Origin of the sequence: Paroceanicella profunda (assembly GCF_005887635.2) — a bacterium.
GTDB lineage: Bacteria > Pseudomonadota > Alphaproteobacteria > Rhodobacterales > Rhodobacteraceae > Paroceanicella > Paroceanicella profunda.
Window position 1 is genome coordinate 3,139,507 of sequence record NZ_CP040818.1, and the last position, 20,683, is coordinate 3,160,189.

Below are 20,683 nucleotides of genomic sequence, written 5' to 3' on the forward strand. Positions count from 1 at the left end.
GGCCTCGCCAGCGTGCCCGACCCAGCCGTGTTCACCCCTTCGTGGCCTGGCCCCGGCATCGGGCAGGGTGCCTCCGCGCTCCGGCAGGGTCCGCAAGGCTTCGGCTTCGGTGGAGAGCGCTTCGGCTGCGCGCGTGTCGCGGGGTGTGGGAAAGCGCACTGGCAGGGCCGGGCCGGGGGCGCACCCTGCGGCTGCAAACCGGGCTCTATTACGCGCACGTGTCCCGCGCATTTCCTGCGCGCGGGGCGCGATTTGGGGGGGTGTCCGGGAAGTTGCGATCTGCTAACTCTGTTTGGCTACCTGTCGTTGATCTGTTTCGGCGGGTGATCCGGACACGGTGAGCCCGCGTATTTATTTGGGTGCTGTCCGGTCGGCAGCAGGCCCGAGGGGATTGAAATATGAACGTACAAAACACCGGGATCGACCCGGAAGAGGAGGGGCCGGTGCAGCAGCGACCGACTCGCGAGGAAGCCGAGGCAGCCGTTCGCCTTCTGTTGCGGTGGGCGGGCGATGACCCGACCCGCGAGGGCCTTCTGGACACGCCGGGCCGCGTTGCGCGCGCCTATGAACAGTGGTTCCGGGGCTACAGCGAAGATCCGGCCCTGATGCTCCAGCGCACCTTCGAGGAAGTCGAAGGCTATGACGAGATGGTCGTGCTGCGCGACATCCGCTTCGAAAGCTACTGCGAGCACCACATGGCGCCGATCATCGGCAAGGCCCATGTGGGCTACATTCCCACGGACCGCGTGGTGGGCATCTCCAAGCTCGCGCGCGTGGTCGACGCCTTCTCCAAGCGCCTGCAGGTGCAGGAAAAGATGACCGCGCAGATCGCCACCACCCTCTACGAGGTGCTGCGCCCGATCGGCGTGGCCGTGGTCGTGGAGGGCGAGCACCACTGCATGTCCACCCGCGGTGTGCACAAGCCGGGCGTGTCCATGGTCACCTCCACCATGCTCGGCATCTTCCGCGAGGACGATCGCACCCGGAAGGAGTTCCTCAGCATCATCGGCAACCCGACGAACCGGCTGAGCTGAACCGGACGGGGCGGCCCGACCGGTGCCGCCCCGTCTCCCCACCCGCAGGCCCCCCGCGACGCATCATGGCGTCCGCAGGCCGGTCCCGCCACGGCGCGCCACCGCCCGCCACCGCCGCTGCCGCCGCTGCCGCCACTGTCGCGCGCGCAGGCACATCCCCTCCATCCGTTCGCAGCCGCAGCCCCCGGGCCAGCGTGCCCTTGTTCCCGGCGCGCCGTCAGGGGGCCGGAACGGGCGCGCCCTTCGCGCTGGCTCAGCAGGCCTGCCCGTGCCCGTGCTCTGCCCGGGCCCGCCGGCACGTGGCCGGCGCGGCGCGCTGCACGGGATGGCGCGCGTCCGATGCAGGGCCGGCCGGCGGATGCACGACGTCCATGCACTTCGGCCGCCGGGACGGGGGCTCCAACTGCCCGCCGGAGGGCATTGCCGCCGGCCGTCGCGGCGCGGCGGAGACGCACCGGGGCAGGGTGCGGGTGCGCCGATGATCGGGCCGGGGGTTCCCCGGCCACGGCGCGGGGAGGGACGGGAGATCCGGCCGCCGCAAGGCCTTGCGTGCCCGGTGCGGGAGCGGGCTGCAAAAGGCGACGTGCCGCCCCTTACCTCCGGGGAGCAGGACCCTGCGGCCCGCGCGCGGGGGCGGGCCGCGACCCTGCGGCGCGCCCCGGCTGCTTGACAGGCCGTCCGGCGCCCTCCAAGGCTTCCGCATGATCGACCCGCGCCCCGTTCTCTTCGTCATCGGAATCCTGATCGCGGGCCTCGGGGCCGCGATGCTGCTGCCGATGGCCGCCGACCTCACGCAGGGCAACGACAACTGGGCCGCCTTCGCGATCTGCGGGTTCCTCACCATGGTGTCGGGCGCGGGGATGGTGCTGGGGTGCCGCGAGGCCCGGCGCCCGGGGCTGAGCATCCAGCAGACCTTCCTGCTCACCACCCTCACATGGGTGATCCTGCCGGTCTTCGCCGGCCTGCCGCTGATGGCCGGGGCGCCGGGCGCCAGCTTCACCGATGCCTATTTCGAGGCGGTCTCCGGCCTCACCACCACCGGCTCCACGGTGCTCGTCGGGCTGGAGGCGCTGCCGGCCGGGGCGCAGCTGTGGCGCGGGCTGCTGCAATGGATGGGCGGCATCGGGATCATCGTGGTCGCCATCGCCTTCCTGCCCTCCATGAAGGTGGGCGGCATGCAGTATTTCCGCTCCGAGGGGTTCGACACCATGGGCAAGATCCTGCCGCGCGCGGCGGAGATCGCCGGCTCGGTGTTCTGGGTCTACCTGCTGTTCACCTTCGTGTGCATGATCGCCTACGAGGCGGTGGGCATGAGCTTCTTCGACGCCATCGTGCATGCGATGACCACCATCTCCACCGGCGGTTTCGCCAATTACGACGCCTCCTTCGGCGTGTTCCAGGGCCGGCCGGAATACGTGGCCTCGGTGTTCATGCTGCTGGCGAGCCTGCCCTTCGTGCGCTACGTCCAGATCGTCGCGGGCACGGCCCGGCCGCTGATGCGCGACCCCCAGGTGCGCGCCTTCCTCGGCATCGTGGTCGCGCTGGTGGGGGTGGTGACGGCCTACCGCATGATCAGCCTCGGCGACGCGCCGGAGCCCGCCTTCCGCGAGGCGCTGTTCAACATCACCTCGATCATCTCCGGCACGGGTTTCGCCTCCGTGGACTACATGCAATGGGGCACCTTCCCGGTGGCGCTGTTCTTCTTCATCGGGCTGCTGGGCGGCTGCACGGGCTCGACCTGCTGCTCGATCAAGATCTTCCGCTTCCAGATCGCGCTCTCCGCGGTGCGCAGCCAGATCCGGATGATCCACTCGCCGCACGGCGTGTTCGTGCCGCGCTATGACGGGCGGCCGGTGCCGCGCGACGTGATCGATTCCGTGATGGCCTTCTTCGTGCTGTTCGGCTTCACGCTGGCGGCGCTCGCGGTGGTGCTGGGGCTGCTGGGGCTCAACACGATCACCGCCGTCTCCGGCGCCGCGACGGCGCTGGCGAACGTGGGCCCGGGGCTGGGCACCGTGATCGGGCCGGCGGGCAATTTCGCCACGCTGGATGCGCCGGTGAAATGGGTGCTCGCGGCGGCGATGCTGATCGGGCGGCTGGAGATCTTCGCCGTCTACGTGCTGTTCACCGCGCGGTTCTGGCGCGACTGAGCAATTGACCCTCCCATGCCGCGCGCCTATGGTCCGCGCGCCCGAGACAGGCCCGAGACACCGGGGGGCAGGAGGCCCGAACATGACCATGACCGCACCGCGTTCCTTCCAGGAAATCATCCTGCGACTGCAGACCTACTGGGCCGGCAAGGGCTGCGCCATGCTGCAGCCCTATGACATGGAGGTGGGGGCGGGCACCTTCCACCCGGCCACCACCCTGCGCGCACTCGGCTCGAAGGCCTGGGCGGCCGCCTATGTTCAGCCCTCCCGCCGCCCCACGGACGGGCGCTACGGCGAGAACCCCAACCGCCTGCAGCACTACTACCAGTACCAGGTGCTGATTAAACCGAGCCCGCCGGACCTGCAGGCCCTCTACCTCGGCAGCCTCGAGGCCATCGGCATCGACATGGCCCTGCATGACATCCGCTTCGTGGAGGACGACTGGGAGAGCCCGACGCTGGGCGCCTGGGGCCTCGGCTGGGAAGTGTGGTGCGACGGCATGGAGGTCTCGCAGTTCACCTATTTCCAGCAGGTGGGCGGGCATGACTGCAAGCCGGTCTCCGGTGAGCTCACCTACGGGCTGGAGCGCCTCGCGATGTACGTGCTGGGCATCGACCACGTTATGGACATGCCCTTCAACGACCCCGCCGCGCCCATCCCGCTCAGCTACGGCGACGTCTACCGCCAGACCGAGCAGGAATACAGCCGCTGGAACTTCGACCAGGCCGACACCGACAGCCTGCTGAAGCATTTCGAGGATGCTGAGGCGGAGTGTCGCCGCACCCTGGAGGCCCCGGCCGAGGACCCCAAGACCGGCAAGCGCATCGTGATGGCCCACCCGGCCTACGACCAGTGCATCAAGGCGAGCCACCTGTTCAACCTGCTCGACGCGCGGGGGGTGATCTCGGTGACCGAGCGCCAGGCCTATATCGGCCGGGTGCGCGCGCTCGCCAAGCTCTGCGCCGATGCCTTCGTGACCACGGAGGCCGGCGGCTGGAGCGGGGAGGCCGCGTGACCCGCGCATGAGCGACCTCGGCTTCATCCCCTGGCTCCTGCTCTACATCGTCCTGCCGCTGGCGGTGATCGTGCTCGGCGTCGTGGCACTGATCTCCCTCACCGAGCGGCGGCGGGCAGGGCGTCCGGACCGGCGCTCGGCCACGCTCAGCGGCCGCACGCTGGGCATCGGCCTGTTCGGCTTCGCGCTGGTGTTCGGCATCGCGCTGTGGTGGAACCAGACCCATGCCTGGTACGACAGGGTGGAGGGGCTGGGGCAGGTGACGGTTGCGGGGCGGGAGATTCCGGTCTCCGGCTACACCGGCCTCGACGGCAACAGCCCGCTGAAGCTGCGCGCCTGCTTCACGCTGGACCCCGCGGATGTCGCGGACGTGCCGCTGGCCGGCGACGCCACGCCGCTGGGCACGCCGGACTGGTTCGATTGCTACGACCAGGCCGCGCTCACCGACGACCTCGCCGCCGGCCGCGCCACCGCCTACCTTGCCGGCAGCAACGAGCCGCAGGATTTCGAACGCATCATCGCCGTCTATCCCGACGGCCGCGCCTATCTCTGGCGCCAGCTCAACGAAAAGTACCGGGACTGACCCCATGGCTGACCTTCTGATCGAGCTCTTCTCCGAGGAAATTCCCGCGCGCATGCAGGCGGGCGCCGTGGCGGACCTGCGCAAGCTGGTGACCGACGGTCTCGTGGAGGCCGGCCTCACCTATGCCTCCGCCGCCGGCTTCGCCACGCCGCGCCGCCTCACCCTGGCCCTCCAGGACCTGCCGGCGATGACCCGCGCCACCCGGGAGGAGCGCAAGGGCCCGCGCACCGATGCGCCCGAGAAGGCGCTGGAAGGCTTCCTGCGCTCCACCGGCCTGACGAAGGACCAGCTTGTCGCGCGCGATGACAAGAAGGGCCAGGTGTGGTTCGCCGTCATCGACCGCCCCGGCCGCCCGGCCGAGGAGGTGATCGCCGAGGTTCTGGAAGCGGCCATCCGCACCTTCCCCTGGCCGAAATCCATGCGCTGGGGCGCCGGCACGCTGCGCTGGGTGCGCCCGCTGCACTCCATCCTGTGCATCCTGTCGGACGAGGCCGGCGCCCGCGTGGTGCCGCTGGAGGTGGACGGCATCCGGGCCGGCGCCACCACCGAAGGCCACCGCTTCATGGCGCCGGGCCGCTTTTCCGTAACCTCCTTCGAGGATTACGAGGCGAAGCTCACCCGCGCCAGGGTGATGCTGAACCCGGAGGACCGCGCCGAGCACATCTGGGCTGACGCCTCCGCCCAGGCCTTCGCGCAGGGGCTGGAGCTGGTGGAGGACAAGGCGCTGCTGGCGGAGGTCTCCGGCCTCGTCGAGTTCCCGGTGGTGCTGATGGGCGAGATCCGCGAGGCCTTCCTCGGCCTGCCGCCCGAAGTGCTGCAGACCTCGATGCGCGAGCACCAGAAGTTCTTCTCGGTGAGGAACCCGAAGACCGGCCGCATCGAGAAATACGTGACGGTGGCGAACCGCGAGACCGCCGACAATGGCGCCACCATCCTGCACGGCAACGGCAAGGTGCTGGCCGCCCGCCTCTCCGACGCGAAGTTCTTCTGGGAGAACGACCTGCGCACCGTGGAGCGCCAGGGGCTGGAGGCGATGGCCGCGCCGCTGTTCAACGTGACCTTCCACAACCGGCTGGGCAGCCAGGGTGCGCGGGTGGAGCGGCTCGCCATCCTCGCGCGCACCATCGCCCCGCTGGTGGGCGCGGACCCGGACCGGGCGGCGCAGGCCGCGAAGGTGGCCAAGGCCGATCTCTGCTCGGAAATGGTCTATGAATTCCCGGAACTGCAGGGGCTCATGGGCAGCTACTACGCCCGCCACGCCGGGCTGGCGGAGGATGTCGCCGCCGCCGCGCAGGAGCATTACTCGCCGCTCGGGCCGTCCGACGCCGTGCCGAAGGCGCCGGTGTCCGTGGCCGTGGCGCTGGCGGACAAGATCGACACCCTGGCCGGATTCTGGGCCATCGACGAGAAGCCCACCGGCTCGAAGGACCCCTACGCCCTGCGCCGCGCGGCGCTTGGTGTGATCCGGCTCATCCTCGACAACGGCGTCTCCGTGCCGCTGGGAGAGCTGGTGAATGCCGCGCGGGACGCCTATGTCGCCGTCTACCAGCGCATCGGCCGCCCGAGGCTCATCGAGCAGATCCAGTCCGACCTGCTGGGCGCGGCCGATCTCTCCCGCCTGCTGGGCGAGGGCGAGGACCGCGAGCAGTTCGAGGCGCTGGAGGCCACCCAGGAACAGGCCGAGTTCATCGCCGACCGGCAGATGGGCCTGCACAATTTCAAGCAGGAGGCGCGCTTCGAGGCGATGCGCGCCAGCCTGCTGGCCTTCTTCGCCGACCGGCTGAAGGTGCACCTGCGCGGCGAGGGCGTGCGCCATGACATCCTGGACGCCTGCTTCGCGCTTGGCGGGCAGGACGACCTCGTCACCCTCATCAAGCGCGTCAAGGCCTTGCAGGCCGGGCTTGAGACGGAGGAGGGCGCGAACCTGCTCGCCGGCTACAAGCGCGCCAACAACATCCTCACCGCCGAGGAGAAGAAGGACGGGGTGGAGTATTCGCTCGACCCGAACCCGAAATTCGCCGAGAGCGCCGAGGAGAAGGCGCTCTTCGCCGCCCTCGACAGCGCCGAGCCGGAGATCGCCCGCGCCCTGCAGGCGCAGGATTTCGCCGCCGCGATGACCGCGCTCGCCACGCTGCGCGCGCCGATCGATGCGTTCTTCGACAAGGTGGTGGTGAATTCGGACAACCAGATCGTGCGGCGCAACCGGCTGTGCCTGCTGCACCGGGTGCGCAAGGTGACGGAACAGGTGGCGGTGCTCTCGGCCATCGAGGGCTGAGGGCCGGGATCGGTGGACGGGCCCGACCAAGGTCGGGTCCGCGTCACACGGGCCTTCACGCGGGCAGTTTTCCCCATTATGCTGCACTGCAATGAAAACAAGCCCGGGACCGCCGGGATGGGGAGCCCACCGTGACCGAATCCGCTGACAGAACCCTGAACCTGCGTGATCCCGCCTCCTGCGACCCGGAGGTGAGCGGAGAGCGTGGCGCGCGGCTGGCGCGGATGGCACAGCTCGGGGTTCCGGTGCCCCGCGGCGTCGTGCTGCCCTTCGACCTCGTGGCCGACATGGGCCGCCATGGCGCGAACACGGTGCTGGAGCCGCATTTGAGCCGGGCGCTGGACAGTCTCGGGGCGGATACGCTGCTGGCCGTGCGCTCCAGCCCGCTGCAGCGGGACTGGGGCGGGCCGCAGGCCATCCTCAACATCGGCATCACCGACGCGAACTTGCCCGCGCTCGCCGCCCGGGTGGGGCAGCGCCAGGCGCTGGACCTCTACCGCCGGCTCATCCAGTCCTGGGGCGCGGGCGTGGCGGGGATCGACGCGGAAGACCTCGAGAACATCCTCTATGACCGGCTGAAGCTCGCCGGGGTGGAGAGCGAGGAGGCGCTCTCCGTGGGCGACCTCAAGGTGTTGCTGGACGATTACCGCGCCTTCTACCTGGAGGAGGTGGGCCAGCCCTTCCCGCAGGACCCGGCAACCCAGCTGAAGGCCGCGCTGGAAGCCGCCGCGAAGGGCTGGAACCGCCCCTCCGCCAAGCTGCTGCGCCAGGCCAAGGGCGCGCCCGCCGATGCCGGCCTCGCGCTGATCGCGCAGCGCATGGCGCTGGGGCTCTGCTCCGGGAATTCCGGAGCGGGGATCGCGCATTTCATCGAGGAGAAAACCGGCAGGCCCGGGCTGAACGGCCGCTATCTGGCGCAGGCCCAGGGGCTGGACGCGATGATGGGGCTGCGCACGCCGGTGCTGCTGTGCCGGGCGGAGCGCGAGGCGCTGGGGATCTCCGGGCAATCGCTGGAGGAGAGCTGTCCGCTCGCCACGGAAGCGCTGCAGATGGCCGGGCGGCTGGTGGCGCACGGGCTGGGCGACGTGTTCGACGTGCAGTTCACCATCGAGAGCGGCGTGCTGCATGTGCTGGACGCTGTGCCGGCCCGGCGCTCGGCCCGTGCGGCGGTGCGCGTGGTGGTGGACCTGGTCGAGCAAGGTGCCATCACCCGCGAGCAGGCGCTGCTGCGCATCGACCCGCGCTCGCTCAACGAGCACCTGCACCCGCAGATCGACCCCTCGCACCGGCGTGACCCGATCGGCCGCGGCCTGGCCGCGAGCCCGGGCGCCGCCTCGGGCCGCATCGTGTTCTCGCCGGAGGCGGCGATGAGCCTCGCCGCCCAGGAGGTGGAGACCATCCTTGTGCGGGTGGAGACCAGCCCGGAGGACATCCGCGGCATGCACGCGGCCTCCGGCCTGCTCACCGTGCGCGGCGGCATGACCAGCCACGCGGCGGTGATCGCGCGCGGGCTGGGCCTTCCCTGCGTGGTGGGCGTCACCGACATCCGGCTCGACATGAAGGCCGGCACCCTGCGCTGCGCGGACGGGCGAATGTTCCACGAGGGCGACATCATCACCGTGGACGGCTCACGCGGGGAGGCGCTGGCGGGGGCGGCGGAGATGATCCAGCCGGAAATCTCCGGCGCCTTCGGCACGCTGATGGGCTGGGCCGACGCCACCCGCCGCATGCGCGTGCGCGCCAACGCCGACACCCCGCAGGACGCCCGCACCGCCCGGGCCTTCGAGGTGGACGGCATCGGGCTGTGCCGCACCGAGCAGATGTTCTTCGACGAGGCCCGCATCAACGTGATGCGCGAGATGATCCTGGCCGAGACGGTGGAGGAGCGGCGCGGCGCGCTGGACCGCCTGCTGCCCATGCAGCGCGGCGATTTCGTGGAACTGTTCGAGATCATGGCCGGGCTGCAGGTGACCATCCGCCTGCTCGATCCGCCGCTGCACGAGTTCCTGCCGCACTCGCGCGACGAGATGCGCGAGCTGGCAGAGCAGATGGACCTGCCCGTGAGCCACATCATCCATCGTGCTGAACAGCTTCAGGAATTCAACCCGATGCTGGGGATGCGCGGCGTGCGCCTCGCCGTCACCATGCCCGAGATCTACGAGATGCAGGCCCGGGCGATCTTCGAGGCGGTGCTGGAGGTGAACTCCCGCGCCGAGGCGCCGGTGATCCCGGAAATCATGATCCCGCTGGTCTCCGCCGCGCGGGAGGTGGAGCTGGTGAAGGCGCGCATCGAGGCGGTGGCGCGCGACGTGGAGCGCGAGACCGGGGCGCGGCTGGAGTACCGGCTGGGCGTGATGGTGGAGACCCCGCGCGCCGCCCTGCGCGCCGGCGATCTGGCGCGCACCGCGAGCTTCATGAGCTTCGGCACCAACGACCTCACCCAGATGACCTACGGGCTGAGCCGCGACGACGCCGGCCGCTTCATGCGCGACTACGTGAACCAGGGCGTCTACCCGGAAGACCCGTTCCATGCGCTGGACCTGGAGGGCGTGGGCGAACTGCTGCTCATCGCCTCGCGGCGCGGACGCAAGGCGAACCCGGACGTGGTGCTGGGCATCTGCGGCGAACATGCGGGGGACCCGGCCTCGGTGCGCTTCTGCGAACTGCTCGGCTTCGACTACGTGTCCTGCTCGCCCTACCGCACGCCGATTGCCCGGCTGGCCGCGGCCCAGGCCGCCCTGCTGGTGAAGGCCGGCCGGTGACCTCGGCCGCGCTGGAAGCCCTGCGCGGCGCCGGCAAGGCGGGCCTGGCCCGGGCGCTGTCACGCATCGAGAGCGCGCCGGATGCGCCGGAAACCGTGGCCCTGCTGGACGCGGCCTTTGCCGCGCCGCGCGGGGTCACCCTCGGCTTCACCGGCCCGCCGGGGGTGGGCAAGTCCACCCTGGTGAACGCACTGGTACCGCGGGTGCGCGGGGCCGGGCACACGCTGGGGATCATCGCCGTCGATCCGTCCTCGCGCCGCTCCGGCGGGGCGCTGCTGGGGGACCGCACCCGGATGACCCATGACCCGGAGGACCAGGGCGTCTTCATGCGCTCCATGGCCGCGCGCGACCGGCTGGGCGGCGTGGCGGAGGTGACCTTTCCGGCCATGGTGCTGATGCGCGCGCTGTTCGACATCGTCATCGTGGAGACCGTGGGTGTCGGCCAGTCCGAGACGGAAATATCGGAACTCGCGGACCTTACGATCCTGTGTTCCCAGCCCGGCGCGGGGGACGCGCTGCAGTTCATGAAGGCCGGGATCATGGAGACGCCGGACCTCGTTCTGGTGACCAAGGGAGACACCGGCGCCCCGGCCCGGCGCACCGCCTCGGACCTTGCCGGCGCGCTCTCCCTCGCCGCCCGGCAGACCGGTATTCCCGCGCCCGGCGTGGTGATTGTTTCCGCAAATGACGGGTCGGGCCTGGACCGGGTTCTGGGCACTGTTCTCGAACTGGCACCCGGGGTGAATGACGGCCGCCGTGAGCAGGCCGCCAACATGTGGCTCCGGTCACAGATTCGCACGGATTGGGGGCGATTCGGGCTGGAACTTCTCGGCCAGGACCTGCGTTGCCCTAAGATGGCGCCTTTTTCAGCCCGATCCGGGCTGTCGGCGCGCTTGTGGACGCGTCTTCAGCCCTCCCGATAACCGGCTGAATTGGCACTTGATTCAGCGACAATCTCGCGCGTTTTCACGACGCAGCTACCGTTTGCGGCGAAACGACCGTTTACAGTTGAGGCCGGTTGGGTATGGTCTGCGGGCGTTAGAAAATTGCGATAGGCGGTGCAGGGGCCATTCGGTTGGCGCATTGAGCACTCCGGACGACGGTGGGAAGACCATGAAAGCACGATCACTCGGAGGGTCCCACGGGGCCCGCTTGAGGAGTCTCGCATGCGCTGTCGCCATCACATCGAGTACCGTAATCTGTGCGGCGGGTGTGGCGGCTGGCGAGACGGACGACCCTGCGCCTTCGGGCACAGATCAGATCGCGCTCCAGATCGCCTCGGTGATGGCGCAGGAGCGGACAGCCCTCACGGCACTGAATGCGGATCGGCTCATCGATCTGGGGGGCTCCGGGAGCCCGGTGAACGGCACCAGCCGGCCACGCGGCAACCGGCTCCACGCGGAGGTCTCGGCGCTGAACCGGGCGGATGCGGAAGCCTCGATGCTGGTCTCCAGCGCCCAGCAGCGCGCGATCTCCGCGGAGGACCGCCAGTCCATCCTGTCCTTCAGCCCCGAGGAAATCGACCTGCTGCCCGTCGCGCGTGGCGGGGATGAGTTCAAGTGCCTGGCCGAGGCGCTCTACTTCGAGGCCCGTGGCGAGTCGATCGCCGGCATGGTGGCGGTGGCCGAGGTCATCCTGAACCGCGTCGAGAGCGACGATTTCCCCGACACCGTGTGCAAGGTGGTGAACCAGGGCACCGGCAAGCTGCACCAGTGCCAGTTCAGCTACACCTGCGACGGCCGCTCCGACCGCATCCGCAATCAGGCCGCCTACGAGCGCGTGGCCAAGGTGGCGCGGATCATGATGGATGGCCAGCCGCGCATGCTCACCGGCGGCGCCACCCATTACCACACGCTGCGGGTGCGCCCGCGCTGGACGAAGAACCTGTCGCGCACGGCCCGGATCGGCGCGCATGTCTTCTACCGCAACAACGCCTGAGCAGCGCGCCCGGCGCTCACGCCTGCGCAAGGTCCCCGGCGCCGACGTCGGGACCGCGCCGACGCCCGGGCGGCGCTCCCGGCAGTAACGTCCGGACCGGCCTGACCTTTGGGAGCCCCCCGGCGCTGATACCGGGTCGTGCTGACGCCCCGGCGGCGCCCCTGGCGCCGGTGCCGCGATCGGGCTCATGCTTGAGCAGCGCCCCTGGTGCTGAAGTCCGGGCCGCGCTGCCGGCGCTGATGCCTGAGCGGCGTTCGGGCCGGCTCGACACTCCATCTCAGACAGAGCCCATTGTGTGCCTGCGTTCCCCACGCGGGCGCAAACGCGTTCCGGTGTGGCTCGGGGGGCAGTCCGGCAGTGGTCGCCGGGTGGCGGCCCGGAGGCTGCGACCCCGCGGCCGGGAGGGCCTTCCGGGTGTCGTGGTGATGGGCGGGGGCCCACGGGATTGGCGCCGATGGATGCGCCGTTGGCGGGCGGGTGCACACGGGAGGGATGGCAGCCGTTTAGCGTCTCCGCCGGGGCGGGTGCTGCGGGCGCCCTGCGCGCGCCACAGGGCTGCCATGCGTCCGGGCGATGGGGAGGGGTCGCCCCGGCCCGAGTCGGCCGTCAGCACGGCGCTCGGTGGCTCTGGTTAACGAAGTGTTAAGCGGCGCATGGACGGCCGGGGTCCGGCGGCCGGGCAGGAGCACGGCCGGCCGGCGCGACAGCCGGTGTCAGAACAGGAAGTAGCGCTGTGCCATCGGCAGTTCCGTGGCCGGCTCGCAGGTGAGCAGCTCGCCGTCGGCGCGCACCTCGTAGGTCTCCGGATCGACCTCGATCTTCGGGCAGGCATCGTTCAGCCGCATGGAGAACTTGCCGATGTTGCCCCGGGTGTTGTCCACCGCGACGGTGCTCTTGGCCAGACCAAGCTGCCGGCCGATGCCCGCGTCATGGGCCGCCGCACTCACGAAGGTCACCGCGCCTGCGGTGCGCGCACCGCCGAAGGCGCCGAACATCGGCCTGGAATAGACCGGCTGCGGCGTGGGGATCGAGGCATTCGGATCGCCCATCTGCGCCATGGCGATGGTGCCGCCCACCAGCACCATCTCCGGTTTCACCCCGAAGAAGGCCGGCGACCACAGCACGAGATCCGCGCGCTTGCCGACCTCGACCGAGCCGATCTCGCGCGACATGCCGTGCGCGATGGCCGGGTTGATGGTGTATTTCGCGATGTAACGGCGCACGCGCAGGTTGTCGTTGTCGCCCTGTTCCTCGGGCAGGCGGCCGCGCTGCTTCTTCATCTTGTCCGCGGTCTGCCAGGTGCGGATCAGAACCTCGCCGATGCGCCCCATGGCCTGACTGTCGGAGGCGATGATCGACATCGCGCCCATGTCGTGCAGGATGTCCTCCGCGGCGATGGTCTCGCGGCGGATGCGGCTCTCTGCGAAGGCCACGTCCTCGGGGATGGACTTGGAGAGGTGGTGGCAGACCATCAGCATGTCGAGATGCTCGTCGATGGTGTTGCCGGTGAAGGGCCGCGTGGGGTTGGTGGAGGAGGGGATCACGTGCTCCACCCCCGCCAGCTTGATGATGTCGGGCGCATGGCCGCCGCCCGCACCCTCGGTGTGGAAGGCGTGGATGGTGCGGCCCTTGATGGCGGCGAGGGTGTTTTCCACGAAGCCGCTCTCGTTGAGCGTGTCGGTGTGGATCATCACCTGGATGTCGTAGGCGTCCGCCACGGTGAGGCAACAGTCGATGGCCGCGGGGGTTGTGCCCCAGTCCTCGTGCAGCTTCAGCGCGCAGGCGCCGCCCAGGATCATCTCCTCCAGCGCCGCGGGCAGCGAGGCGTTGCCCTTGCCGGCGATGCCCACGTTGATCGGGAAGGCATCCATCGCCTGCAGCATGCGCCCGATGTGCCAGGCGCCGGGGGTGCAGGTGGTCGCCAGCGTGCCGTGCGCGGGGCCGGTGCCGCCGCCGAGCAGGGTGGTGACGCCCGAATGCAGCGCGTCGTCGAACTGCTGCGGGCAGATGAAGTGGATATGGCTGTCGAACCCGCCGGCGGTGAGGATGCGGCCCTCGCCGGCGATCACCTCCGTGCCCGGGCCCACGATGATGTCCACGCCCGGCTGGGTGTCCGGGTTCCCGGCCTTGCCGATGGCGGCGATGCGGCCGTCGCGCAGCGCGACGTCGGCCTTCACGATGCCGGTCCAGTCCACGATCAGCGCGTTGGTGATCACGGTGTCCACGGCGCCGTGGGCGCGGGGTGTCTGGCTCTGGCCCATGCCGTCCCGGATCACCTTGCCGCCGCCGAACTTCACTTCCTCGCCGTAGAGGGTGAGGTCCTTCTCCACCTCGATGATCAGGTCGGTGTCGGCCAGGCGAACCCGGTCTCCCACCGTCGGTCCGTACATGGCCGCGTAATCGGCACGGGGCAGGCGATAGGACATTGCGGCGCTCCTCCTCAGACTCTCCGGGGGATGAGGCAATTTCTGGCCGGAAATGTCAAAAAGAAACCGGGCCTTGCGCGCCGCCGCGCGCAGTGCACGCATCTCCCGAGATTTATGGTGCGGGAACGCACATCCGGGCGCATATTCGGCTGCTAGACGCGGAGACGGCACACAGATGCACGCACGCATGAGTTCGGGAGGTCGAAATCAAACCGCTGGTTCTGGCGCTTTTCGCGCGCACACTGGCTCCGGGAGGGCTTGCCCTGCTCGGCGCCATCATTTCGGCGACCCTGTCGTCGCCCCCGGCCCATGCCGGATCCGATATCGCCCGTGGCGCCTACCTCGTGGAAGCGATCGGCGCCTGCGGCAATTGCCACACCCCCTTCGGCCCGAACGGACCGGACCAGGGCCGCGCCCTGTCCGGGCGGCTGGTGGATGACAACCCGGCCTTCACTGCCTATGCGCCCAACATCACGCCGGCGGGCCCGGTGGGCAGCTGGAGCGACGCGGACCTGGCCCGCGCCATCCGCGAGGGCCTGCGGCCGGACGGCACGCTGATCGGGCCACCCATGCCCATCGGTCTCTATCGCGGGCTGTCGGACAGTGATCTCGCCGCGATCGTGGCCTATCTGCGCACGGTGCCTGCGGTGGAAAACACCGTTCCGCCCTCGGTTTACCGGATCGCGCTGCCACCGTCCTGGGGGCCGCCGGTCGACCATGTGGCGGATGTGCCGGCGGGGCAGACGATTGCCTATGGCGCCTATCTCGCCGGACCGGTGGCGCATTGCATGGAGTGTCACACGCCGATGACCCCGCAGGGCCCCGACCATGACAACCCGGGCGCCGGCGGCATGGTCTTCAACGGTCCCTGGGGGGAATCCGTGGCCGCGAACCTCACCCCGCATCCGGAGGGCATCGCACGTTGGAGCGACGCGGACCTGGCCCGGATGATCACCACCGGAACCCGCCCGGACGGCACGCAGATGCTGCCGCCCATGGGCTACGGCTACTACGCTCAGGCTAAGCCGGAAGATATCTCCGCCATCATCCTGTACTTGCGCGCGCTGCCGCCGCGCCCGACGCCGGAGCGCCCGTGAGCCGGGCCCGCCACGCGAAAAGCCCGGTCATTCCTGACCGGGCTTTTCACGAAAATGCTTTCTGATCAGGCGGTTGCGCCGCCGGGCTGTGACGGGCGGGCAGGGCGCTCAGAGCGGGCCCATCACCGCGCCGTTGAACCCGTAGACCTTGCGGTCCCCGCCATAGTCGACGAGGGAGACCTCACGGGTCTGCCCGGGCTCGAAGCGCACCGCTGTGCCGGCCGGAATGTCGAGGCGCTTGCCGCGTGCCGCATCGCGATCGAAGTCCAGCCCCGCGTTCGCCTCGGCGAAATGGTAGTGGCTGCCGACCTGCACGGGGCGGTCCCCGGTGTTGGCCACGGTCAGCACCGTGACCTGCGCGCCGGCGTTGAGTTCGATATCGCCGGGCAACGGAAACACTTCTCCGGGAATCATGCAGTCTCCGATCTTGCGGCGGGGGCGGCGGGGGAGGTCAGCGGCGCTCCGGCCGGCGGCCGTCGGTCACGCGGACCGGAATGGGCTGCGGCTGGGGCTCAGGGAGCAGGGCCCCGACGAGTTCCTTCAGGTAATCGAGCAGTGTGTTCATGCGTACGGCCTCCCTAGCGGATCGGCTGATGGACGGTTACCAGTTTGGTTCCGTCCGGAAACGTCGCTTCTACCTGCACCTCGGGAATCATCTCCGCGATTCCCTCCATGCACTGGTCCCGACGGATGACGTCGGCACCGCTGGACATGAGATCTGCGACGGTACGGCCATCGCGCGCACCTTCGACGACGAAATCGGTAATGAGAGCAATGGCCTCGGGGTGATTGAGCTTCACCCCACGTTCAAGCCGTTTCCGGGCAACCTCCGCGGCCATGGAGACCAGAAGCTTGTCCTTTTCCCGCGGGCTCAGATTCACGTATTCCTCTCCCATCCAGTTGATCCTACATTTGGGGGGTTTTCAGGCAATGTCAAACCCCGCGTTCGCGGCAATTGCATGAGATGAGGTGGCAGCGGCGGGGCGGACACACCACATCCCGCAGCACATGTCGCGGGAGGAGGCCGAGGGGTCGGCCCCGCGCCTTGTCCTCCCGGCCCGCCCCACGTATCAGGGGGGCCGATCCCGGATCTGTCGCGCGAAAGGGCTGCCCATGACCGAAGATCCCGCCCTGGCTTTCGAGGCCCCGCAGGCCCGCCCGGGCACCGCCCGGCCGCTGCCGCTTGACCGTATCTCGGTGCGCGATCACGTGCGCTCGGTGGAGATCGGCGCCTTCCGCTCCGAACGGGGCGTGGAGCAGCGGCTGCGCTTCAACATCACGCTGGAGGTGTCGCATCACGCCGCCGCCCAGGACGATGACGTGGACAAGGTGCTGTCCTACGACACCATCCTCGAGGCGCTGGACACGGAGATCGCGGCCGAGCGCATCAACCTGCTCGAAACCCTGGCCGAGCGCGTGGCCGCGCGCTGCCTTGCCGATCCGCGCGCCGTGCGCGCCTTCGTGCGCATCGAGAAGCTGGACCGGATTCCCGGCTCGCTGGGCGTGGAGATCGTGCGCGGCACGCTGCCGCCGGACGCGCAGCTGCTGCGCCCGGTGCGCGCGGAGGCCCCGGCACCGCGGCCCGACGCGCCGCGGCCCCTCGTGCTGCGCCTCGCCGGGGAGATCGGCGCTGACTGGATCGATGCGCTCGCCGCCTGCGGACGGCCGGTGCTGCTGGTGCCGCACCCGGAGCCGCATCGCACCGACGGGGCAGGGCCGGAGGGCGCGCTGCGCATCCGCCTGCTCGCCATGGAGCAGGCCGCCTGGCGCCTCGCGGGGGGGGACGCCCGCCTCACCGTCACCGAAACCCGCACCGAAATCGACCACGCGCTGAAATCCGGCCGCATCGCGGTCTGGGCGCCCGCGCATGTGGTGATGGGGGCCCGGCCGGTGCCGCAGGACGTGTCGGAATCCGGGCTCGCGGCCTGGCTGGCCGGCACGCTGGGCGCCTGCAACCGGGGGGTTCTGGGCGCGGAGGAGGCCTCCGCGGCCGAGGAACGCTTCGGCCTGCCGGACGTTTCCCGGTTCCGGGCCTGGGCGGAAGCCTGCGCTGACACAACTGCTTAACAAGTTCTCTTCAAACTGCTACGCGGGACGAGTGGGCCGGGAGAGGTGACTCGCCCTGTCCGGTCCGGTGTTGCGGGAGCGGGGCTCTGCCGCGCCGGTCCTCCCATGCCGGAGGGACAGCCCCGTTGGAGCAGGCGCCGGAGGGTCGGGACCGCGCGGCCGGAACGCCGCAGCAGATCAGAGGGACCCCGATGTGAAACCGGGCCTTGCGAAAGCGCTCCCCTTCCTGACCTGGATGCGGGGCATGACCCGCACGACCCTGCGGGCGGACGCCATTGCCGGCTTCACCGGCGCTGCCGTCGTGCTTCCCCAGGGCGTCGCCTTCGCAACCATCGCCGGGTTGCCGCCGGAATTCGGCATCTACACCGCCATCGTCGCGGGCCTCGTCGCGGCGCTGTTCGGCTCGTCCATGGTGATGGTGAGCGGGCCGACCACGGCGCTCTCCGTCATCATCTACACCACCCTCTCGCCGCTGGCGGAGCCGGGCTCGCCGAGCTACATCGAGCTGATGTTGCAGCTCACCGTGATGGTGGGGGTGATCCAGCTCGCCGCCGGCTTCGCGCGCATGGGCTCGGTGGTGTCCTTCGTCTCGCACTCGGTGATGACCGGCTTCACCGCCGCCGCCGCCATCCTCATCGTGGTGAGCCAGCTTCCCACCGCGCTGGGGGTGCAGATCCCCGGCGGAGGCACGGTGTTCGAGCGGCTGGAGCGCGTGGCCTTCGCCCTGCCGGAGACCAACCTCACCGCGCTGCTGCTCTCCGGGGTCACCCTGGCGGCGGTGGTCCTGCTGCAGAGGTTCTCCCGCGTGCTGCCGGGGTTCCTGCTCGCGCTGGTGCTCGGCTCGCTGCTCGGCTGGGTGCTGCAGGCGGACCTGCTGGGCGTGCGGATGGTGGGTGCCCTGCCGGGGGCGCTGCCGGACCTGCGCGTGCCGGATTTCAACACGTCCGACACGCCCGATCTCGCCAAGGGCGCCTTCGCCATCGCGCTGATCGGCCTGCTGGAGGCGGTGTCCATCGGCCGCGCCATGGCCATCCGGCGCCGCGAACGCTTCAACGCCACGCAGGAGATCTTCGGCCAGGCGGCCTCCAACATCGTGGGCGGCTTCTTCCAGAACTACGCCAGCTCGGGCTCCTTCACCCGCACCGGGGTGAACGTGGAAATGGGCGCGCGCACGCCGCTGGCCACGGTGTTCGCCAGCCTGTTCCTCGCCCTCATGATGCTGCTGGTGCTGCCGCTGATCGCGCATATCCCGCGGCCGGCGATGGCCGGGCTCATCCTTTACGTCGCCTACCGGCTGATCGACCAGCGCGAGATCCGCCATGTCATCCGCTCCTCGCGCGGGGAGAGCGCGGTGCTGGGGGTCACCTTCCTCTCGGGCCTGCTGATCGAGCTCGACTTCGCCATTTACGTCGGCGTCATCGCCTCGCTGCTGCTGTTCCTGCACAAGAGCTCGCAACCGGCGGTGATGGTGGGCGCGCCGAAGCTGGTGAACGGCGCGCGCAAGTTCGTCGGCGCGAAGGACGCGAACCTCTCCGAGTGCCCGCAGATCACCATCATCCGCATCGACGGGCTGATCTACTTCGGCTCGGTGGAGCATATCGAGCGCGAGTTCCGCAAGGTCGAGCGCGAGCATCCCCAGCAGCGCATCAAGGTGCTGATCCTGAAATCGGTGGGCGACATCGACCTCGCCGGCGCGGACCTTCTGATCGAGGAGATCCGCACCGCGCGGCGCAAGGGCGGGGATTTCCACCTCATCGCGCAGACCACGAACATGCTCGGCCGCCTGCGCCGGCTGCAGGTCATCGAGGAGTTGGGGCACGAAAAGCTCCATGCGAACAAGGGCGAAGCCATCGCCGCTGCCGTGGCGGACGCGGATAACGAGATCTGCCGCGGCTGCCGCATCCGGCTGTTCCACGAATGCGCCACCAAGCCCGGCGCCCATGCGGCAATGCGCGAACTCGGCTACTGAGCCGGCGCGCGCTAGACTGCGGCAAAACACTGACCTCAGGAGGAAGACGCCATGGCCTCTCTGGCCCCGCCTGTCTGTGAGTTCGGCCGCCCCGCACCCGCCTTCGTGCTGTCCGACACCTTCGGCACCCCCCGCAGCCGCGACCAGGTGATGGGCCCGCGCGGCATGCTCCTGGCCTTCATCTGCAACCATTGCCCCTACGTGCGCGCGGTGATCGACCGGTTCGTGCGCGATGCCGCCGCGCTGCAGGGGCTGGGCATCGGCGTGGCCGCCATCATGTCGAACGACTGGGAGGCCTATCCGGCCGATGCCCCGGAGCAGATGTCCGTCTTCGCCGCCCGCCACGGTTTCACCTTTCCCTACCTGATCGACACGGACCAGTCCGTCGCCCGCGCCTATGGTGCGGTTTGCACGCCGGATTTCTTCGGGTATGACGCGAAGGGCGGCCTGCAATACCGCGGCCGCCTTGACGCGAGCCGCAAGGAAGCCGGCCCCGCGGACCTGCGCCGCGACCTCTTCGAGGCGATGCGCATGGTGGCCGAAACCGGTGCCGGGCCGGCGGAACAGGTCGCGTCGATAGGATGTTCGATAAAATGGCGGGCAGCATGACAGCCAACATCATCTTCGATCTCGACGGCACGCTGGTGGACAGCGCGCCCTCGCTCTGTGCCGCGGGAAACCGTCTGGTGGAGGAGCTTGGCCGCGCGCCGGTCAGTGTCGAGACCTACAAGAGCTTCGTCGGCCGGGGCATCCCGCGGCAGGTGGAGGGGCTCTTGGAACACACCGGCGGCGTGCCCGGGGAGCTCTCGGTGCACCTGGCGAGGTTTCGTGAGATCTATGATGAAAATCCGCTGGTTGCGACACGTCCTTACGACGGCGTGGCAGCGGCGCTGGAGCGGCTGCGCGCCGCCGGCCACCGGCTGGGCGTTTGCACGCAGAAGCCCACCATCCCGGGCCGGCGCGTGCTCGGCGGCCTCGGTCTCTCGGCCTGGTTCGACAGCTTCACCTTCGGTGACAGCATTGCCGTGATGAAACCGGACCCGGAGATGATCCGCCACACGCTGCAGGACATGGGCCCGGGCCCCGTGGTGTTCGTGGGCGACAGCGAGACGGATTCCGCCACGGCGGCGAATTTCGGCTGCCCCTTCGTGATCCATGAGCATGGGTACCGCAAGCGGCCCTGGCAGGAGATCGCCCACAGCGCGCATTTCGGCCATTGGGACGCGGCGGCGGACTGCATTCTGGCCGCGCTCGAGGCACCCCATGCCGCCGCCGGGGCGCTGCGCCTCTCCTGACTGCTGCAAGGCTTTCTTAAGCTCTGCGTGCTTCCCTGATGGCCTGTCGGGTCCATCTGCGAGGAGTGAGCG

The 20,683-nt window shown here is 69.8% G+C and carries 16 protein-coding genes; 13 read left to right on the forward strand and 3 right to left on the reverse strand.

The genetic code is table 11. The annotated features are described in order from the left end of the window. Window positions 1–398: 398 nt before the first annotated feature. From folE to FDP22_RS14050, 8 genes are all read left to right on the forward strand, one after another. Window positions 399–1,034 (forward strand): GTP cyclohydrolase I FolE, encoded by a 636-nt coding sequence (folE, locus tag FDP22_RS14015; protein WP_138574592.1) that lies wholly within the window; start codon window positions 399–401, stop codon window positions 1,032–1,034. Between the two features lie 701 nt (window positions 1,035–1,735). Further along, on the forward strand, window positions 1,736–3,184 hold the full coding sequence (locus tag FDP22_RS14020; RefSeq protein WP_138574594.1) for a TrkH family potassium uptake protein: 1,449 nt from the start codon (window positions 1,736–1,738) through the stop codon (window positions 3,182–3,184). 82 nt (window positions 3,185–3,266) lie between these two features. Then, a complete protein-coding gene (locus FDP22_RS14025; RefSeq protein WP_138574596.1) occupies window positions 3,267–4,199 on the forward strand; it encodes a glycine--tRNA ligase subunit alpha in 933 nt (310 codons plus the stop codon). A gap of 7 nt (window positions 4,200–4,206) precedes the next feature. After that, on the forward strand, window positions 4,207–4,782 hold the full coding sequence (locus tag FDP22_RS14030) for a DUF6446 family protein (RefSeq protein ID WP_138574598.1): 576 nt from the start codon (window positions 4,207–4,209) through the stop codon (window positions 4,780–4,782). Window positions 4,783–4,786: 4 nt separating this feature from the next. Next, a complete protein-coding gene (glyS, locus tag FDP22_RS14035) occupies window positions 4,787–7,057 on the forward strand; it encodes a glycine--tRNA ligase subunit beta (protein ID WP_138574600.1) in 2,271 nt (756 codons plus the stop codon). Between the two features lie 131 nt (window positions 7,058–7,188). Beyond that, a complete protein-coding gene (ppdK, locus tag FDP22_RS14040; RefSeq protein ID WP_138574602.1) occupies window positions 7,189–9,819 on the forward strand; it encodes a pyruvate, phosphate dikinase in 2,631 nt (876 codons plus the stop codon). Then, window positions 9,816–10,742 carry an ArgK/MeaB family GTPase gene (locus FDP22_RS14045; RefSeq protein ID WP_170317705.1) on the forward strand — a complete coding sequence of 309 codons (927 nt, stop codon included), beginning with the start codon at window positions 9,816–9,818 and terminating at the stop codon, window positions 10,740–10,742. Before ppdK ends, FDP22_RS14045 begins: the two co-directional genes overlap by 4 nt. 436 nt (window positions 10,743–11,178) lie before the next feature. Next, a complete protein-coding gene (locus FDP22_RS14050) occupies window positions 11,179–11,757 on the forward strand; it encodes a cell wall hydrolase (protein ID WP_239031780.1) in 579 nt (192 codons plus the stop codon). Between the two features lie 713 nt (window positions 11,758–12,470). On the opposite strand, the gene ureC is transcribed toward FDP22_RS14050, so the two are convergent. Continuing rightward, complete coding sequence (ureC, locus tag FDP22_RS14055) at window positions 12,471–14,183, reverse strand: urease subunit alpha (protein WP_138574604.1); 1,713 nt, start codon at window positions 14,181–14,183, stop codon at window positions 12,471–12,473. A gap of 344 nt (window positions 14,184–14,527) precedes the next feature. Between ureC and FDP22_RS14060 the strand changes: the two genes are divergently transcribed. Then, window positions 14,528–15,280 (forward strand): c-type cytochrome, encoded by a 753-nt coding sequence (locus FDP22_RS14060; protein WP_239031781.1) that lies wholly within the window; start codon window positions 14,528–14,530, stop codon window positions 15,278–15,280. 108 nt (window positions 15,281–15,388) lie between these two features. Here FDP22_RS14060 and FDP22_RS14065 read toward each other — a convergent pair whose 3' ends face one another. Further along, window positions 15,389–15,694, reverse strand: a complete 306-nt coding sequence (locus tag FDP22_RS14065; protein ID WP_138574605.1) for an urease subunit beta — start codon at window positions 15,692–15,694, stop codon at window positions 15,389–15,391. A gap of 164 nt (window positions 15,695–15,858) precedes the next feature. Next, entirely contained in the window at window positions 15,859–16,161 is a 303-nt protein-coding gene (locus FDP22_RS14070; RefSeq protein WP_138574811.1) for an urease subunit gamma, read from the reverse strand. A gap of 232 nt (window positions 16,162–16,393) precedes the next feature. On the opposite strand from FDP22_RS14070, the gene FDP22_RS14075 reads away from it, so the two are divergent. The 4 genes from FDP22_RS14075 to FDP22_RS14090 all read left to right on the forward strand — a co-directional run bounded on the left by FDP22_RS14075 (window position 16,394) and on the right by FDP22_RS14090 (window position 20,611). Beyond that, window positions 16,394–17,347: a dihydroneopterin aldolase gene (locus FDP22_RS14075; protein WP_138574607.1), complete on the forward strand. Its 954-nt coding sequence runs from the start codon at window positions 16,394–16,396 to the stop codon at window positions 17,345–17,347. Between the two features lie 244 nt (window positions 17,348–17,591). Then, a complete protein-coding gene (locus FDP22_RS14080) occupies window positions 17,592–19,316 on the forward strand; it encodes a SulP family inorganic anion transporter (protein WP_239031782.1) in 1,725 nt (574 codons plus the stop codon). 51 nt (window positions 19,317–19,367) lie between these two features. After that, complete coding sequence (locus FDP22_RS14085) at window positions 19,368–19,925, forward strand: thioredoxin family protein (RefSeq protein ID WP_138574609.1); 558 nt, start codon at window positions 19,368–19,370, stop codon at window positions 19,923–19,925. Continuing rightward, window positions 19,922–20,611 carry an HAD-IA family hydrolase gene (locus FDP22_RS14090; protein WP_170317706.1) on the forward strand — a complete coding sequence of 230 codons (690 nt, stop codon included), beginning with the start codon at window positions 19,922–19,924 and terminating at the stop codon, window positions 20,609–20,611. The genes FDP22_RS14085 and FDP22_RS14090 overlap by 4 nt, the downstream gene beginning before the upstream one ends. The last annotated feature ends 72 nt before the right edge of the window (window positions 20,612–20,683 follow it).

Coding starts and splice junctions, on each gene's coding strand:
- folE (WP_138574592.1), top strand. CDS start 399: ATGAACGTACAAAACACCGGGATCGACCCGGAAGAGGAGGGGCCGGTG.
- FDP22_RS14020 (WP_138574594.1), top strand. CDS start 1,736: ATGATCGACCCGCGCCCCGTTCTCTTCGTCATCGGAATCCTGATCGCG.
- FDP22_RS14025 (WP_138574596.1), top strand. CDS start 3,267: ATGACCATGACCGCACCGCGTTCCTTCCAGGAAATCATCCTGCGACTG.
- FDP22_RS14030 (WP_138574598.1), top strand. CDS start 4,207: ATGAGCGACCTCGGCTTCATCCCCTGGCTCCTGCTCTACATCGTCCTG.
- glyS (WP_138574600.1), top strand. CDS start 4,787: ATGGCTGACCTTCTGATCGAGCTCTTCTCCGAGGAAATTCCCGCGCGC.
- ureC (WP_138574604.1), bottom strand. CDS start 14,183: ATGTCCTATCGCCTGCCCCGTGCCGATTACGCGGCCATGTACGGACCG.
- FDP22_RS14065 (WP_138574605.1), bottom strand. CDS start 15,694: ATGATTCCCGGAGAAGTGTTTCCGTTGCCCGGCGATATCGAACTCAAC.
- FDP22_RS14075 (WP_138574607.1), top strand. CDS start 16,394: ATGACCGAAGATCCCGCCCTGGCTTTCGAGGCCCCGCAGGCCCGCCCG.
- FDP22_RS14080 (WP_239031782.1), top strand. CDS start 17,592: ATGACCCGCACGACCCTGCGGGCGGACGCCATTGCCGGCTTCACCGGC.
- FDP22_RS14085 (WP_138574609.1), top strand. CDS start 19,368: ATGGCCTCTCTGGCCCCGCCTGTCTGTGAGTTCGGCCGCCCCGCACCC.
- FDP22_RS14090 (WP_170317706.1), top strand. CDS start 19,922: ATGACAGCCAACATCATCTTCGATCTCGACGGCACGCTGGTGGACAGC.